We start from the raw sequence: 17,092 nt of genomic DNA on the forward strand, positions 1-17,092 counted from the left end.
TACTGCCTGAGACAACCATTAATGATGGTCGCCGCCACGCAGGTAAATGACCCAGTATGTCAACCCAACTAACAGACCCCCACCGATAATGTTCCCGATAGTGACGGGGATCAGGTTATCAGTAATGAAATTCATAATAGTCAGGTGAGAGAAACTTTCCGGGGATGAACCAACTGCGGTCCAGAACTCCGGGCTTGCAAAGTTGCGGATAACAATCCCCATCGGGATCATGAACATATTCGCAATACTGTGCTCGAAGCCGCTGGCAACAAACATCGCAACCGGCAGAACCATAATCATGGCTTTATCCATCAGGCTACGGCCAGAGTAGCTCATCCAGACCGCCAGGCAGACCATCAGGTTTGCGAGGATGCCGAGAGCAACGGCTTCGATAAATGTGTGATGCATTTTGTGGTCAGCGGTTTGCAGGACATTAAGCCCCCAGCCACCGTTGGCGGTCATATACTCGCCAGAGAGCCACATCAACAGAACAAAGAGCAGACAGCCAATCAGGTTACCAACGTAGACGTTAAGCCAGTTGCGCGCCAGTTGACCCCAGGTAATTCTTCCGCTGGCTTTCGCCACAACAATCAGCACCGTTGAGGTGAAGAGGTCGGCGCCGCAAATGACGCAGAGAATCAGACCCAGTGAGAAGCAAATGCCGCCAATCAGTTTGGCCATGCCGAAAGGCATTCCGGCAGTACCGGTGGTGGCGGTGATGTAGAAGACGAAAGCGATAGAGATGAACACACCAGCGGTGATCGCCAGATAGAACGTCTTCATCGGGTGTTTCGTTGCTTTATAGACACCCGCTTCTTCGGCAACTTTTGCCATCGCGGCGGGGAGTAAAAGATCAAAAGGGTTGTCAGCTTTCACACTAACTCTCTCTTTATTAAGTCGGCGACGAGATACTAACAAAGCATTATAGAAGAGAAATTGATATAGATCATATCTCGCCTGGCTTATAGGCCCGCAGTATGTATGGTTTTACAACAAATGCGGAGTAAGTATTTGATTATCCGTATAAAAATAAATTTTAAAAGTTATGAAAAGAGTTGAATTTTTTCGTTCGGCCCCCTTCGAAACAGTTAATTAATATGGAGTATTTACCATAAAAAGTAACAATAAAGCCCAGGCAAATATTATTATATTTACCCGTGTTTAACTTTATTATTACAATCAACAATCATTGCCGAAGAGAATAAAAAAAGGGGCAATGAAATTGCCCCGTAATATAGCCCAGACGATTGAATACGCCTACTGCCGTTAATGTTATATGCGCTTATTTTGACCAGTAAGCGGCTTTTGCTTTCTGCAGCTTTTCATAGGCCTTCAGCAGAGACTGATGCGCCGGGAAGGCTTTCAGATCGCTGTCAACCGCCTGCAGACCGTAGAACGGCTCTTCACCGCTCAGCGCCGCGCTGGCGGCTTCAACCGCTTCAGCACCGTACATACGTACGAAAGCGTTCAGGTACTGCAGTGGCTCGCGATCGTCTTCCTGTGCAAGTAATAGCAGGGTTTGCAGGCAGCGGTAATAGTTGGTGCGCTCGGCGGAGAAGACCGACTGGTTAAACTCCATGGTCCATTCTGTCCAGGCCAGAGCCTGATCCAGATCGCCGCCCGCGAGGGCCAGCATCGCTTTCAGTTCACCGATGCGCAGCGTGTACCAGCCGTTGTCTTTCCCGGTCGCCAGACCCAGCAGCTCGCGCACGCGGGTAAAGTCATCGTGGCCTTCATCGTCCAGCTGGGCTATCAGGTTGAGATAATCTTCTTTTTCCCACTCGCTGCCCGGCAGGGAGAGTAGGGTTTCACGCAGGTGCGCGCCCATGCTGTTGTTTGCGAGCCACAGATCTTCCGCCGGGTAGATATCGGACATGCCAGGTACGATGATGCGGCACGCGTAAACGCCCAGGTGTTCGTAGTCGGCAATGTAGACTTCCTGATCTTCGGCGTCGAAGATTGCCATCAATATAGCGAACTCTTCTTCGGTGGTACCGGCAAAGCTCCAGTCCACGAACGGATAGTCCGCGTCCTGCTTGAACATATCCCAGGAGATCAAACCGCTGGAGTCGATGAAGTGGGTTTCGAGGTTGGTGTGCTCGGCCACTTCTTCATCGTCAAACGTTGGCGGGGTGAATACGTCGAGATCTTTCAGGCTACGGCCCTGCAGCAGCTCGGTCACGGTACGCTCCAGCGCCACGCCGAAGTCAGGATGCGCGCCGAAGGAGGCGAAGCAGGTTCCGTTAGTCGGGTTAAACAGCACGACGCAGATAACCGGATATTTACCGCCCAGCGAGCCGTCATACGCAAAGATTGGGAAACCTTCCGCTTCCAGTTTGGCGATGGATTCCACCACGCCCGGGTAGCGCGCCAGCACGTCTGCCGGAATTTCAGGCAGGCTGATGGATTCGGCAATAATGCGGTTTTTGATATGACGCTCGAAGACTTCAGAGAGACCCTGCACGCGCGCTTCATTGCGGGTGTTACCGGCGGACATACCGTTAGACACATACAGGTTGCCGACGATGTTCATCGGGATATAGACGGTCTGCTCGTCAGACTGACGGGTGAACGGCAGGGCGCAGATCCCACGCTCTTCATTCCCAGACTGCAGATCGATCAGCATGCTGGCGGTCAGTTCGTTTTCCGGATCGTAGAAGGCACGCAGACGGCCATCCAGAATGCCTTCCGGCAGTTCATCGTCTTCGGTCAGCGGGAACCATTTTTCGTTCGGATAGTGAACGAACGGGCCGTTGGCGATGGTTTCACCCAGCCAGAAGTCAGCGAAGAAATAGTTGGTGGACAGACGCTCAAAATACTCACCCAGCGCAGAGGCCAGTGCCGCTTTTTTCGTCGCACCTTTACCGTTGGTAAAGCAGAGCGCGCAGTCTTTGTCGCGAATGTGCACGGACCAGACGTGAGGCACCGGGTTCAGCCAGGAGGCTTCTTCGATGTTAAAGCCCAGGTCGGTCAGTTTCTGCTGGAAGCGAGCGATGGAATCTTCCAGAGCGGCGTCTTTGCCGGGGATAAACGTTTGAGTCATGGCGTTCACTTTTATCGTACGTAAAGCGCGCAATGATACGGGTTTTGCGTGACGGGTGCTATCTCCGGCGAAAATAAATGGCTGGGCTATGCTTAGTAGCAGTAACTGACTGTTAAGGCATAGAAAAATGAAAGCATTTGATCTCCAGCGGATGGCGTTTGATAAAGTTCCACCTGAATTTCTGGGCGAAGTGGCGCTGCGCAGCCTGTATACCTTCGTACTCGTCTTCCTGTTTCTCAAAATTACCGGCCGTCGTGGCGTTCGTCAGATGTCGCTGTTTGAAGTGCTGATCATCCTGACGCTGGGCTCGGCGGCGGGGGACGTCGCGTTTTATGACGACGTGCCGATGGTGCCGGTGTTTATCGTTTTTGTTTCCCTCGCCTTGCTTTACCGGCTGGTGATGTGGCTGATGTCAAAAAGTGAAAAGCTGGAAGATCTGCTTGAAGGGAAACCGGTCGTTATTGTCGAGGACGGTCAGCTGGCCTGGGAAAATGTGCAAAGTGCCAATATGACCGAGTTTGAGTTCTTTATGGAGCTGCGCCTGAATAGCGTTGAACAGCTCGGACAGGTGCGGCTGGCGATCATGGAAACCAATGGGCAAATCAGCGTCTATTACTATGCTGATGACGACGTTAAGCCCGGCCTGTGTATCCTGCCGGATATGTTAGTAGAACGGTTCAGGGTGATACCTGAAACCGGGGAGTATGCATGTATAAAATGTAGTCATGTTGTGGGAATGCATGCGGGCGATCATCAATTATGCCCTCGTTGTGCAAATCCGGAATGGACAAAGGTTAGCCGGGCTAAACGCCTCGTCTGACAGCGATTTTGTCGGTTTTGTGACGACGAGGCGGCAGATTGTTTTGTGTGACGAAGGGCACATTTCCCCGGTCATAAGTTTTAGACATTGCGGCGCGTGTCACTGAATGATAAAACCGATATCCACAGTTATAACTTATGGCTTTTAGCGTGGTGAGGGGAAATGGCTCAAGTTTTTAATTTCAGTTCTGGTCCGGCAATGTTACCGGCAGACGTACTCAAACAGGCTCAACAGGAACTGTGTGACTGGAACGGTCTGGGTACGTCGGTGATGGAAATCAGCCACCGGGGTAAAGCGTTTATTCAGGTGGCGGAAGAGGCAGAAAAGGATTTTCGCGATCTGCTGAACATTCCCTCGAACTACAAAGTATTGTTCTGCCATGGCGGTGGACGCGGTCAGTTTGCGGGCATCCCGCTCAATCTGCTGGGCGACAAAACCACCGCTGATTACGTCGATGCCGGCTACTGGGCAGCCAGTGCGTTAAAAGAAGCGCACAAATACTGCACGCCGAACGTTATCGACGCCAAAGTGACCGTTGACGGTCTGCGCGCCGTGAAGCCGATGAGCGAGTGGCAGGTGTCTGACAACGCCGCGTATCTCCACTACTGCCCGAACGAAACCATCGACGGCATCGCCATTCACGAAGAGCCAGACTTTGGCGACAATGTCATTGTGACGGCGGACTTCTCTTCAACCATTCTGTCCACTCCGCTGGACGTCAGCCGCTACGGCGTCATTTACGCAGGTGCTCAGAAAAACATCGGTCCTGCTGGGCTGACTATTGTCATCGTCCGTGAAGACCTGCTGGGGAAAGCCCATAAGTCCTGCCCGTCAATCCTGGATTACACCGTCCTGAATGACAACGACTCCATGTTCAACACCCCACCTACGTTTGCCTGGTATCTCTCCGGCCTGGTCTTCAAATGGCTGAAGCAAAACGGCGGCGTGGCGCAGATGGACAAGATCAATCAGCAGAAAGCCGAACTGCTGTACGGCACGATCGACAAGAGCGATTTCTACCGTAACGATGTGGCGAAAGCGAACCGTTCCCGCATGAACGTACCGTTCCAGCTGGCAGACAGCAGCCTGGACAGCGTGTTCCTGGAAGAGTCGTTCGCGGCGGGTCTGCACGCGCTGAAAGGCCATCGTGTGGTGGGCGGGATGCGTGCTTCCATTTATAACGCCATGCCGCTGGAAGGCGTTAAAGCCCTGACCGATTTCATGATCGACTTCGAACGTCGTCACGGTTAATTTGCTGTTTTTCACCCCCGCAGCGTCCCTGCGGGGTTTTTATTATGTTGAGTTGAGAGTTTAGTTTTCATGGAATCCCTGACGTTACAACCTATCGCGCGGGTAGATGGCACCATCAATCTGCCTGGTTCAAAAAGTGTCTCGAACCGCGCTCTGCTGCTGGCAGCTCTGGCAAACGGCACCACCGTCCTCACCAACCTGCTGGACAGCGATGACGTGCGCCATATGCTCAATGCGCTGAAAGCGTTGGGCGTTCATTACACACTCTCTGACGATCGCACCCGCTGCGAAGTGACCGGCAACGGCGGCGCGCTGCAGGCGAATGACGAGCTTGAGCTGTTTCTGGGTAACGCGGGGACCGCGATGCGTCCGCTGGCGGCGGCCCTGTGCCTCGGGAGCAATAACATCGTGCTGACCGGCGAGCCGCGCATGAAGGAACGTCCGATCGGCCATCTGGTAGATGCCCTGCGTCAGGGCGGCGCGCAGATTGAGTATCTGGAGCAGGAAAATTACCCGCCACTGCGTCTGCGCGGGGGCTTTACCGGCGGTACCGTCGAGGTTGACGGCAGCGTCTCCAGCCAGTTCCTGACGGCGCTGCTGATGACCGCGCCGCTGGCCCCGCAGGATACGGTTATCACGATTAAAGGTGAGCTGGTCTCCAAACCGTATATTGATATTACGCTGCATCTGATGAAAACCTTCGGCGTTGAGGTTGAAAACCAGTCTTATCAGCGTTTCGTGGTTCGCGGCGCGCAGCAGTACCAGTCGCCGGGCAACTACCTGGTTGAAGGCGATGCTTCATCCGCATCCTATTTCCTTGCCGCTGGCGCGATTAAAGGCGGTACGGTAAAAGTGACCGGCATTGGCCGCAACAGCGTGCAGGGCGATATTCGTTTTGCTGACGTGCTGGAAAAAATGGGCGCGGTTGTCACCTGGGGGGATGATTTCATCTCCTGTACCCACGGTGAGCTGAACGCCATCGACATGGACATGAACCATATCCCGGATGCGGCGATGACCATTGCCACGGCGGCGCTGTTTGCCAAAGGCACCACCACGCTGCGCAACATTTATAACTGGCGCGTAAAAGAGACGGACCGCCTGTTCGCGATGGCAACCGAGCTGCGTAAAGTCGGCGCTGAGGTAGAAGAGGGCGAAGATTACATTCGCGTTACCCCTCCGGCAAAACTGAACTTTGCTGAAATCGGGACCTATAACGATCACCGTATGGCGATGTGTTTCTCGCTGGTGGCGCTGTCCGATACCCCTGTGACCATTCTCGATCCGAAATGTACGGCGAAAACCTTCCCGGACTATTTCGAACAGCTGGCGCGCATTAGCACCCTGGCATGATGAAGTCTTGCCGCATCACCTGATGCGGCATTTCCTTACGCTTCCTGACGATCTTTCCCGCTCATTTCTTCTACACTCTGCTTCTATCATTCCGTAATTTGCACGCAAAGGTAACAGTTGCGCACGTTGGCGCGTATAATGCGCGGCGTTCATGTTAACGGTATGCCTTATTTAAGGAGAAAAAGATGACGGCAGTTGCCCCGGTAATCACCATTGATGGGCCGAGTGGCGCAGGGAAAGGTACTCTGTGCAAAGCGATGGCGGAAGCATTGCAATGGCATCTTTTAGATTCGGGAGCAATCTATCGCGTGCTGGCGCTGGCTGCGCTGCATCATCACGTGGATGTCGCCTCTGAAGAAGCGCTGGTACCGCTGGCTGCGCATCTGGATGTGCGTTTTGTTTCTACCGATGGCAACCTGGAAGTGATCCTGGAAGGGGAAGACGTGAGCGGCGAAATCCGTACGCAGGAAGTCGCTAATGCGGCCTCCCAGGTGGCGGCTTTCCCACGCGTTCGCGAGGCACTGCTGCGTCGCCAGCGAGCGTTTCGTGAAGCCCCGGGTCTGATCGCTGATGGACGCGACATGGGAACCGTGGTCTTCCCTGATGCGCCAGTAAAAATCTTCCTTGACGCCTCTTCGGAAGAACGTGCTCAACGCCGTATGCTTCAGTTGCAGGAAAAGGGGTTTAGTGTTAACTTTGATCGCCTTTTATCCGAGATAAAAGAGCGCGATGACCGCGATCGTAACCGCGCCGTCGCACCGCTTGTTCCTGCAGAAGATGCATTAGTTCTGGATTCAACCAGTTTAACTATTGAGCAAGTGATTGAAAAAGCGCTACAATATGCGCGCCAAAAACTGGCACTCGCGTAATCGCGACCGATTTAGCAGTACCCCCGCTGCAATGGATTGACGGCGGGTATGTGAAACAACCCCATCCGGCACGGAGCCAGGTGGACGTTAATATTAACCTGAAGATTAAACATGACTGAATCTTTTGCTCAACTGTTTGAAGAATCCTTAAAAGAAATCGAAACCCGTCCGGGTTCCATCGTTCGCGGTGTTGTTGTTGCTATCGACAAAGACGTAGTACTGGTTGACGCCGGTCTGAAATCTGAGTCCGCCATTCCGGCTGAGCAGTTCAAAAACGCCCAGGGCGAGCTGGAAATCCAGGTTGGTGACGAAGTTGACGTTGCTCTGGACGCAGTAGAAGACGGCTTCGGCGAAACCCTGCTGTCTCGTGAGAAAGCTAAACGTCACGAAGCATGGATCACGCTGGAGAAAGCTTACGAAGAAGCTGAAACTGTGGTCGGTGTTATCAACGGCAAAGTTAAAGGTGGCTTCACTGTTGAGCTGAATGGTATTCGTGCGTTCCTGCCAGGTTCACTGGTAGACGTTCGTCCAGTCCGTGACACCCTGCACCTCGAAGGCAAAGAGCTTGAGTTCAAAGTAATCAAGCTGGACCAGAAGCGTAACAACGTTGTTGTTTCCCGTCGTGCCGTTATCGAATCCGAAAACAGCGCAGAACGCGATCAGCTGCTGGAAAACCTGCAGGAAGGCATGGAAGTCAAAGGTATCGTTAAGAACCTCACTGACTACGGCGCATTCGTTGACCTGGGCGGCGTTGATGGCCTGCTGCACATCACCGACATGGCGTGGAAACGCGTTAAGCACCCAAGCGAAATCGTGAACGTGGGCGACGAAATCACTGTTAAAGTGCTGAAGTTCGACCGCGAGCGTACTCGTGTATCCCTCGGCCTGAAACAGCTGGGCGAAGATCCATGGGTAGCTATCGCTAAGCGTTACCCAGAAGGTACTAAACTGACTGGTCGCGTAACCAACCTGACCGACTACGGCTGCTTCGTTGAAATCGAAGAAGGCGTTGAAGGCCTGGTGCACGTTTCCGAAATGGACTGGACCAACAAAAACATCCACCCATCCAAAGTTGTTAACGTTGGTGATGTAGTGGAAGTGATGGTTCTGGATATCGACGAAGAACGTCGTCGTATCTCCCTGGGCCTGAAGCAGTGCAAAAACAACCCATGGCAGCAGTTCGCGGAAACCCACAACAAGGGCGACCGTGTTGAAGGTAAAATCAAGTCTATCACTGACTTCGGTATCTTCATCGGCCTGGACGGCGGCATCGATGGCCTGGTTCACCTGTCTGACATCTCCTGGAACGTTGCAGGCGAAGAAGCAGTTCGTGAATACAAAAAAGGCGACGAAATCGCTGCAGTTGTTCTGCAGGTTGACGCAGAGCGTGAGCGTATCTCCCTGGGCGTTAAACAGCTCGCAGAAGATCCGTTCAACAACTGGGTTGCACTGAACAAGAAAGGCGCAATCGTAAACGGTAAAGTGACTGCAGTTGACGCTAAAGGCGCAACCGTAGAACTGGCTGACGGCGTTGAAGGTTACCTGCGCGCTTCTGAAGCTTCACGTGACCGCGTTGAAGATGCCACTCTGGTTCTGAACGTAGGCGACGACGTTGAAGCTAAGTTCACCGGTGTTGACCGTAAGAACCGTGCAATCAGCCTGTCTGTTCGTGCTAAAGACGAAGCTGATGAGAAAGATGCAATCGCAACTGTTAACAAACAGGAAGATGCAAACTTCTCTAACAACGCAATGGCTGAAGCTTTCAAAGCAGCTAAAGGCGAGTAATATCAGGTTCTCAGCATCATTTGAGCTGTAACGCATTTACAGCGCGAAGGATGATGAGCAGACTTGACAGATTGCAGGATTCGTCCTGTAATCAATAACAAAGGGCGGCTACGGCCGCCCTTGTTTAATGAGCTGTTCAGCTAATTGGTTTGAAAGGAACCGGAGGAATCATGACCAAGTCAGAATTGATTGAAAGACTTGCCAGTCAGCAACCGCATATCCCTGCCAAGGCAGTGGAAGATGCCGTAAAAGAGATGCTGGAGCATATGGCCTCCACTCTTGCCCAGGGCGAGCGCATTGAAATCCGCGGTTTCGGTAGTTTTTCTCTGCACTATCGTGCTCCACGTACCGGGCGTAACCCGAAAACTGGTGATAAAGTCGAGCTGGAAGGGAAGTACGTTCCACACTTTAAGCCGGGTAAAGAACTGCGCGATCGCGCCAATATTTACGGCAACTGAGTTTAGCCAGCCGGTTAAACTGGGTTCGAAAGAAAGCACCTGCGGGTGCTTTTTTTGTCTCCGTCACTTTCATTCTGAAGGTGTCTCGCATTTTAAGTTGCGTTTTCTGCAACGCGCTAAAAACCTTGCAGCGCTTGCTGTAGATTGCATTTTTCATACCTGACACCCCGCTCGATCTGCCCGCATACTGCCACCCAGAAACAGGGAGGTAGCAATGGGAATTCCCGATTTAGGTATCTGCGCCATTCTGGCGATAGCCCCGTTACTCTGGTTACCTGAACTGCCATCGCGTTATACCATCTGGATAATGATGGCTGGCGGGGTTGCACTGGCCGCACGCCAAAACGTACGGCTGAAGTATGTGGGGATGACGCTGTTATTTTGCGTGTGGGGCATTCTGGCCGCGCAAGAGAGCGTCTGGCCGATGCAGCATTTAACCGCAGGTGCCGTACAGGCCGAGGTGGAGATCGCCGCGACTGATGGTGCCACTGTGCATCAGGGAAAAATACTCACCATTGATGGCCAGCGCTGGTGGGCGTCAACAGGCGTAACGCTTTATGGTCATTATCTGCCGCAGAAAGCGTGTGCCGGTCAGCGCTGGGCGATGACGCTCCGGCTCAGGCCTGTACACGGCGAACTGAACGACGGAGGGTATGACCCCCAGCGCAGCGCTATTGCCCGCCATCAAACGCTAAGTGGGCGTTTTACCCATGCAGAACTCATCGATGGACGCTGCAGCCTGCGAGCGCAATACCTGACATCGCTGCAAAACCGACTTTCAGTTTATCGCTGGGGCGCGGTTATCCTCGGGCTGGGCATGGGAGAACGTCTGGATGTCCCCAGGGAAATAAAAGACCTGATGCGTGAAACCGGCACGCTGCATCTGATGGCGATTTCGGGTCTGCATATCGCGCTGGCGGCCTCCATCGTCTGGTTTCTTGGGCGCGGGCTTCAGTTTTTATTACCTTGCCATCGGGTCAACTGGCAAATGCCCCTGCTGGCAGGGTTATTCTTTGCTGCTTTCTACGCCTGGCTGACCGGTCTGCAACCACCCGCGCTACGCACGGTCATCGCACTTGCTGTACTGGCGGCGCTGCGGATCGGTTCCCGGCAATGGTCTCCATGGCAGGTGTGGATCTGCTGTGTCGCGGCGATCCTGGTAAGCGATCCCTTAGCCATACTTTCGCAGAGTCTGCTTTTGTCTGCATTTGCCGTCGCCGCGCTGATTTTCTGGTTTCAGTGGTTGCCGCTTCCTCACTGGCAGTGGGCTCGCCGGATACGTCCGCTGCTGAACCTTGTCTATCTGCAGGTAGGCATGCTGTTACTTCTCATGCCGCTACAGGTTCTGATTTTCCATGGCTTTAGCATTTCATCGTTGATCGCCAATTTCTTTGCCGTGCCGTTGGTGACGTTTGTCTGCGTACCGCTGATTTTACTCGGCATGCTGCTCCATCTGCTGCCGCTGGCGGGGCTGGAAAGCGGCATCTGGTATGCAGCCGATAAGACGCTTGCCGGGTTGTTCTGGTTGCTGATGCGCCTGCCAGACGGCTGGCAGAGTGTGGACCAGCGCTGGCAGTACATGACGTTACTGCCGTGGCTTATCCTCATCGGCTGGCGTTTCCGTGCCTGGAAAACCGTTCCTGCCGTTTGTCTGGCGGGATGTGTCTTGCTGGCTTCTCCCCTCTGGCGGACGGCGAAAAGCGACGCCTGGACGCTCCATATGCTGGACGTGGGGCAGGGACTGGCAATGGTTATTGAACGACAGGGAAAAGCCATTCTTTACGATACCGGGCTTGCCTGGCCGGGCGGGGATAGTGCACAGCGGTTAATTATTCCATGGCTGCGCTGGCATCATCTGCAGCCGGAAGGCGTTATTCTCAGCCATGAGCATCTCGACCATGCGGGAGGCCTTGTATCGCTGCAAAAAACATGGCCCGAAATGTGGGTAAGAAGTCCGTTGCACCAGACCGGGCATCGTCCCTGCTTTCGCGGGCAAAGATGGCAATGGCAGGGGTTAACCTTCACCGTCCACTGGCCCACTGAAAATTATCCGGCTCATGGTAACAATCACTCTTGCGTGGTAAAAATTGACGACGGCGAGCAGAGCGTTCTGCTGACGGGAGACATTGAAGCACAGGCAGAACAGGCTATGCTTAGCCATTACTGGCAGCATCTGACGTCCACCCTCATACAGGTACCTCATCACGGCAGCAATACCTCGTCTTCATTGCCGCTGGTACAGCGCCTGGAAGGGGAGATTGCGCTGGATTCAGCGGCCCGCTATAACGCATGGCGATTCCCGTCGGCTAAAGTAGTCCGGCGCTATCGAAAAGAGGGATATATCTGGCACGATACCCCCCATTCCGGGCAAATATCGGTGACATTTTCGCACCATCGCTGGCAAATCCGGCGCGTGCGGGATCAATTTTTACCCCCCTGGTATCATCAGTGGTTTGGCGCGCCCGTAGATAACGGGTAGAATATGCGGCTATTTCAACAAATGCTGGTTTTTTGAATGCATAACGACAAAGATCTCTCCACGTGGCAAACCTTCCGCCGACTCTGGCCGATGATTGCACCCTTTAAAGCAGGCCTGATCGTGGCGGGTGTAGCGTTAATCCTCAACGCAGCCAGCGATACTTTTATGTTATCGCTCCTCAAACCGTTACTGGACGACGGTTTTGGTAAAACGGATCGCTCAGTGTTGCTATGGATGCCTCTGGTGGTTATCGGGCTGATGATCTTACGTGGTATCACCAGCTATATCTCCAGCTACTGCATTTCCTGGGTTTCCGGGAAAGTGGTTATGACCATGCGCCGTCGTCTGTTCAGCCACATGATGGGCATGCCGGTCTCATTCTTTGACAAGCAATCCACCGGGACGCTGCTGTCTCGTATTACCTACGATTCAGAGCAGGTTGCCTCCTCCTCTTCAAGCGCGCTGATTACCGTCGTGCGCGAAGGGGCGTCGATCATCGGTCTGTTTGCAATGATGTTCTATTACAGCTGGCAGCTGTCGCTGATCCTTATCGTGCTGGCACCGGTCGTGTCCATTGCTATCCGCGTCGTCTCAAAGCGCTTCCGCAATATCAGTAAGAATATGCAGAACACCATGGGGCAGGTGACGACCAGCGCAGAACAGATGCTGAAAGGGCACAAAGAAGTGTTGATCTTCGGCGGTCAGGAAGTTGAAACCAAACGCTTTGACAAAGTCAGCAACAAAATGCGTCTGCAGGGGATGAAGATGGTCTCGGCCTCTTCCATCTCTGATCCGATCATTCAGCTGATTGCCTCACTGGCGCTGGCGTTCGTTCTTTATGCGGCAAGCTTCCCGAGCGTAATGGAGACGCTGACGGCGGGTACTATCACCGTAGTCTTCTCCTCGATGATTGCCCTGATGCGCCCGCTGAAATCCCTGACCAACGTGAACGCCCAGTTCCAGCGCGGGATGGCCGCCTGCCAGACGCTGTTCAGCATTCTGGATTCTGAACAGGAAAAAGACGAAGGTACACGCGAGGTAGAGCGCGCGCGTGGCGACGTGGAGTTCCGCAACGTGACCTTCACCTATCCAGGCCGCGAAACGCCGGCTCTGCGCAATATCAACCTGACGATTCCGGCAGGTAAAACCGTTGCGCTGGTAGGCCGCTCCGGCTCCGGTAAATCCACCATTGCGAGCCTCATCACTCGTTTCTACGATATTAACGAAGGTGAGATCCTGCTGGATGGTCACGATCTGCGGGAGTACACCCTGCAGTCGCTGCGTAACCAGGTTGCGCTGGTTTCTCAGAACGTGCATCTCTTCAACGATACGGTTGCCAACAACATTGCTTATGCACGCACTGACGAGTACAGCCGCGAGCAGATTGAGAACGCCGCGCGTATGGCGTATGCAATGGACTTTATCAACAAGATGGATAACGGTCTGGATACGATCATCGGTGAAAACGGGGTACTGCTCTCCGGCGGTCAGCGCCAGCGTATTGCCATTGCGCGCGCGCTGCTGCGCGATAGCCCGATACTGATCCTGGACGAAGCAACCTCTGCACTGGATACGGAATCTGAACGCGCGATTCAGTCGGCGCTGGATGAACTGCAAAAGAACCGTACGTCGCTGGTGATTGCGCACCGTCTGTCCACTATTGAGCAGGCAGATGAGATCGTCGTGGTTGAGGACGGCATCATTGTTGAACGCGGAAGCCATGCCGATCTGCTGGAACATCGTGGCGTTTACGCCCAGCTTCATAAGATGCAGTTCGGCGAATGATTGCACGCATCTGGTCCGGTGAATCCCCGCTGTGGCTGCTGCTTTTGCCGCTCTCCTGGCTGTACGGCCTGGTGAGCGGCATTATTCGCCTGTTTTACCGTCTGGGGATCAAGCGTGCCTGGCGCGCGCCGGTTCCGGTAGTCGTGGTAGGTAACCTCACGGCGGGCGGCAACGGCAAAACGCCAGTGGTGATCTGGCTGGTGGAGCAGTTGCAAAAACGCGGCATCCGCCCCGGCGTGGTGTCGCGTGGGTATGGTGGTAAAGCGGCGCACTACCCATTGCTGCTGTCGGCGGAAACCACGACCGCAGAAGCGGGTGATGAGCCAGTATTGATTTTCCAGCGTACCGGCGCGCCGGTTGCGGTCTCCCCGGTGCGCAGCGACGCCGTGCAGGCGCTGCTTGCCGCGCATGCAGTACAAATCATTATTACTGACGATGGCCTGCAGCATTACGCTCTGGCGCGTGATAAAGAGATTGTAGTTATCGACGGCGTGCGTCGTTTCGGCAACGGCTGGTGGCTGCCCGCTGGCCCCATGCGTGAACGGGCTTCGCGTCTGAAGTCCGTTGATGCGGTGATTGTTAACGGCGGTGAAGCAAAGTCGGGTGAAATTCCTATGCGTCTGTTACCGGGAATGGCGGTCAACCTGGTGACGGGTGAACGCCGGGCGGTTGCAGAACTGCCTTCGCTGGTGGCTATGGCGGGTATTGGTCATCCGCCGCGCTTCTTCGCGACGCTGGAACAGTGTGGCGCCCGGCTGGAAAAACGCGTTCCGCTGGCTGACCATCAGGCGCTGGTGGCAGAGCAGGTTGAGGCGCTTACCGCGCCTGGCCAGACGCTCATTATGACCGAAAAAGATGCGGTGAAATGCCGTGCCTTTGCGAAAGATAACTGGTGGTATCTGCCCGTTGACGCTGAACTCAGCGGCGAACAGCCGGAACAATTGCTTAAGGAACTGATTGCGTTGGTGCAGTAGAGGCTTACGCGGTTCTGGTGGCGCTTTGACTGACAGGAAAACGCATGTCTTTACCGCAACTCTCGCTTTCAGCCGCACGTCATTTACACCTTGCCGCGCAGGGGCTGCTCAAAAAGCCCCGTCGCCGCGCGCAGCCTGCCGATATCCTCTCTACCGTCCAGCGCATGTCGCTGCTCCAAATCGACACCATTAACATTGTCGCCCGTAGCCCTTACCTGGTGCTGTTTAGCCGCCTGGGGAGTTATCCTCCGCAGTGGCTGGATGAGGCGCTCTCCAAAGGGGAGCTGATGGAGTACTGGGCCCACGAAGCCTGCTTCCTGCCCCGTAGCGATTTCGCCCTGGTACGTCACCGTATGCTTGCTCCGGAAAAGATGGGATGGAAATACCGGCAGGCGTGGATGGAGGAACATGAGGCCGAAATAGAGCAGCTTATCAGCCATATTCAGGAAAACGGCCCCGTTCGATCCGCCGATTTTGAACATCCGCGCAAAGGTGCAGGCGGATGGTGGGAGTGGAAGCCGCACAAGCGTCATCTTGAAGGGTTGTTCACGTCAGGCAAAGTCATGGTCATTGAACGGCGTAATTTTCAGCGCGTTTATGATCTGACGCATCGCGTGATGCCTCACTGGGACGACGAGCGGGATCTGCTTACCCAGGAGGTGGCCGAGGCCATCATGCTGGAGAACAGCGCCCGCAGCCTGGGCATTTTCCGTCCGCAATGGCTGGCAGACTATTACCGCCTCCGTCAGCCTGCGCTGAAGCCTCTGCTGGAGATGTGGCAGCGTGAACAGCGAGTTATTCCCGTTATGGTGGAAACGCTGGGAGAAATGTGGCTGCATGCGGATCTTGTCCCTCTGCTGCCCGAGGCTCTGGAGGGGAAACTCCGGGCGACCCACAGCGCGGTGTTGTCACCTTTCGATCCGGTGGTTTGGGACAGAAAACGCGCCGAGCAGCTGTTTGACTTCAGCTACCGGCTTGAATGCTATACCCCGGCGCCAAAGCGGCAATACGGCTACTTTGTTTTACCGCTGCTGCACAAGGGACAACTGGTCGGACGCATGGATGCCAAAATGCACCGCAAGACCGGCACGCTTGAAGTCATTGCCCTTTATCTGCAAGAGGGCATCAGGGTCACGGCGAGCCTGGAAAAAGGGTTAACGTCCGCCATTAGCGAGTTCGCGCGCTGGCAGGAGGCTCGCGACGTAACGCTTGGCCGGGTACCTGACGGGTTATTCACATCCTGTCGAAGTGGCTGGGAAACAGGCACGCCCTGAAAAGGGAATGTGTTAAGCTTTAGCGATTACCCATACGGAGGAACTATGGATCACCGTTTACTTGAAATTATTGCCTGCCCGGTATGCAACGGCAAACTCTACTACAGCCAGGACAAACAGGAGCTGATCTGCAAGCTGGACAGTCTGGCCTTCCCGCTGCGTGACGGCATTCCGGTACTGCTGGAAAATGAAGCCCGTTCCCTGGTGGCAGAAGAGAGCAAACCATGAGTTTTGTTGTCATTATTCCTGCACGTTATGCCTCAACGCGTCTGCCGGGTAAACCACTGGTAGATATCAACGGCAAGCTGATGATTGTGCATGTCCTTGAGCGGGCGCGTGAGTCCGGTGCCGACCGCATTATCGTTGCAACCGATCATCCTGATGTCGCCCGTGCGGTTGAGGCCGCAGGCGGTGAGGTGTGCATGACCCGCGCCGATCACCAGTCCGGCACCGAGCGTCTGGCTGAAGTGGTTGAGAAATGTGGTTTTAGTGACGATACGGTCATCGTCAACGTGCAGGGCGACGAGCCGATGATCCCGGCCGTTATTATCCGTCAGGTGGCGGAAAACCTGGCGCAGCGTCAGGTCGGTATGGCGACGCTCGCGGTGCCTATTCACCACGCTGAAGAGGTATTCAATCCGAATGCGGTGAAGGTGGTGATGGATGCCGAAGGCTATGCGCTTTATTTCTCCCGCGCTACGATTCCGTGGGATCGCGATCGCTTTGCGCTCTCTAAAGAGACCATCGGTGATTCTTTCCTGCGTCATATTGGGATCTACGGCTATCGCGCCGGCTTTATTCGCCGCTATGTAGCCTGGGCGCCGAGCCCGCTGGAGCATATCGAAATGCTGGAGCAGCTTCGCGTGCTCTGGTATGGCGAAAAAATCCACGTTGCCGTTGCCCGCGAAGTACCGGGAACGGGCGTTGATACGCCGGAAGATCTTGAGCGCGTCCGCGCCGAGTTGCGCTAATCCCGCCTGCATCCCTCCTTTCGGAGGGAT

General features: G+C 54.5%; 14 protein-coding genes. 12 read left to right on the forward strand and 2 right to left on the reverse strand.

Annotated features, from left to right (window positions below; all coding sequences use genetic code 11):
• Positions 1-18 precede the first annotated feature (18 nt).
• Positions 19-876: a formate transporter FocA gene (focA, locus tag OKF39_RS08700; RefSeq protein ID WP_028012564.1), complete on the reverse strand. Its 858-nt coding sequence runs from the start codon at positions 874-876 to the stop codon at positions 19-21.
• Positions 877-1,282: 406 nt separating this feature from the next.
• Positions 1,283-3,043 carry a 30S ribosomal protein S12 methylthiotransferase accessory factor YcaO gene (gene ycaO, locus OKF39_RS08705; RefSeq protein ID WP_333061332.1) on the reverse strand — a complete coding sequence of 587 codons (1,761 nt, stop codon included), beginning with the start codon at positions 3,041-3,043 and terminating at the stop codon, positions 1,283-1,285.
• Between the two features lie 127 nt (positions 3,044-3,170).
• On the opposite strand from ycaO, the gene OKF39_RS08710 reads away from it, so the two are divergent.
• The 12 genes from OKF39_RS08710 (at position 3,171) to kdsB (ending at position 17,062) form a co-directional block, all read left to right on the forward strand.
• Positions 3,171-3,863 (forward strand): DUF421 domain-containing protein, encoded by a 693-nt coding sequence (locus OKF39_RS08710; protein WP_028012566.1) that lies wholly within the window; start codon positions 3,171-3,173, stop codon positions 3,861-3,863.
• Between the two features lie 162 nt (positions 3,864-4,025).
• Positions 4,026-5,114: a 3-phosphoserine/phosphohydroxythreonine transaminase gene (serC, locus tag OKF39_RS08715; RefSeq protein WP_479983683.1), complete on the forward strand. Its 1,089-nt coding sequence runs from the start codon at positions 4,026-4,028 to the stop codon at positions 5,112-5,114.
• 69 nt (positions 5,115-5,183) lie between these two features.
• Complete coding sequence (gene aroA / locus OKF39_RS08720; protein ID WP_309264861.1) at positions 5,184-6,467, forward strand: 3-phosphoshikimate 1-carboxyvinyltransferase; 1,284 nt, start codon at positions 5,184-5,186, stop codon at positions 6,465-6,467.
• Positions 6,468-6,652: 185 nt separating this feature from the next.
• Positions 6,653-7,336, forward strand: a complete 684-nt coding sequence (gene cmk, locus OKF39_RS08725) for a (d)CMP kinase (RefSeq protein WP_013097305.1) — start codon at positions 6,653-6,655, stop codon at positions 7,334-7,336.
• A gap of 111 nt (positions 7,337-7,447) precedes the next feature.
• Positions 7,448-9,121, forward strand: coding sequence for a 30S ribosomal protein S1 (gene rpsA / locus OKF39_RS08730; RefSeq protein WP_008499966.1), 1,674 nt, complete (start codon positions 7,448-7,450; stop codon positions 9,119-9,121).
• A 170-nt stretch (positions 9,122-9,291) separates the two neighbouring features.
• Entirely contained in the window at positions 9,292-9,579 is a 288-nt protein-coding gene (ihfB, locus tag OKF39_RS08735; protein WP_008499965.1) for an integration host factor subunit beta, read from the forward strand.
• A 214-nt stretch (positions 9,580-9,793) separates the two neighbouring features.
• Complete coding sequence (locus tag OKF39_RS08740; RefSeq protein WP_479983684.1) at positions 9,794-12,058, forward strand: ComEC family protein; 2,265 nt, start codon at positions 9,794-9,796, stop codon at positions 12,056-12,058.
• Between the two features lie 36 nt (positions 12,059-12,094).
• Positions 12,095-13,843, forward strand: a complete 1,749-nt coding sequence (gene msbA, locus OKF39_RS08745; RefSeq protein WP_028012570.1) for a lipid A ABC transporter ATP-binding protein/permease MsbA — start codon at positions 12,095-12,097, stop codon at positions 13,841-13,843.
• Positions 13,840-14,817: a tetraacyldisaccharide 4'-kinase gene (gene lpxK, locus OKF39_RS08750; protein WP_126345196.1), complete on the forward strand. Its 978-nt coding sequence runs from the start codon at positions 13,840-13,842 to the stop codon at positions 14,815-14,817. The genes msbA and lpxK overlap by 4 nt, the downstream gene beginning before the upstream one ends.
• Before the next feature lie 44 nt (positions 14,818-14,861).
• Positions 14,862-16,091 carry a winged helix-turn-helix domain-containing protein gene (locus tag OKF39_RS08755; protein ID WP_248197882.1) on the forward strand — a complete coding sequence of 410 codons (1,230 nt, stop codon included), beginning with the start codon at positions 14,862-14,864 and terminating at the stop codon, positions 16,089-16,091.
• Positions 16,092-16,136: 45 nt separating this feature from the next.
• On the forward strand, positions 16,137-16,319 hold the full coding sequence (gene ycaR, locus OKF39_RS08760; protein ID WP_006174474.1) for a protein YcaR: 183 nt from the start codon (positions 16,137-16,139) through the stop codon (positions 16,317-16,319).
• Positions 16,316-17,062 carry a 3-deoxy-manno-octulosonate cytidylyltransferase gene (gene kdsB / locus OKF39_RS08765; RefSeq protein WP_479983685.1) on the forward strand — a complete coding sequence of 249 codons (747 nt, stop codon included), beginning with the start codon at positions 16,316-16,318 and terminating at the stop codon, positions 17,060-17,062. Before ycaR ends, kdsB begins: the two co-directional genes overlap by 4 nt.
• Positions 17,063-17,092: the final 30 nt, after the last annotated feature.

Source organism: Enterobacter cloacae complex sp. HYC042_NIDB (assembly GCF_056673315.1).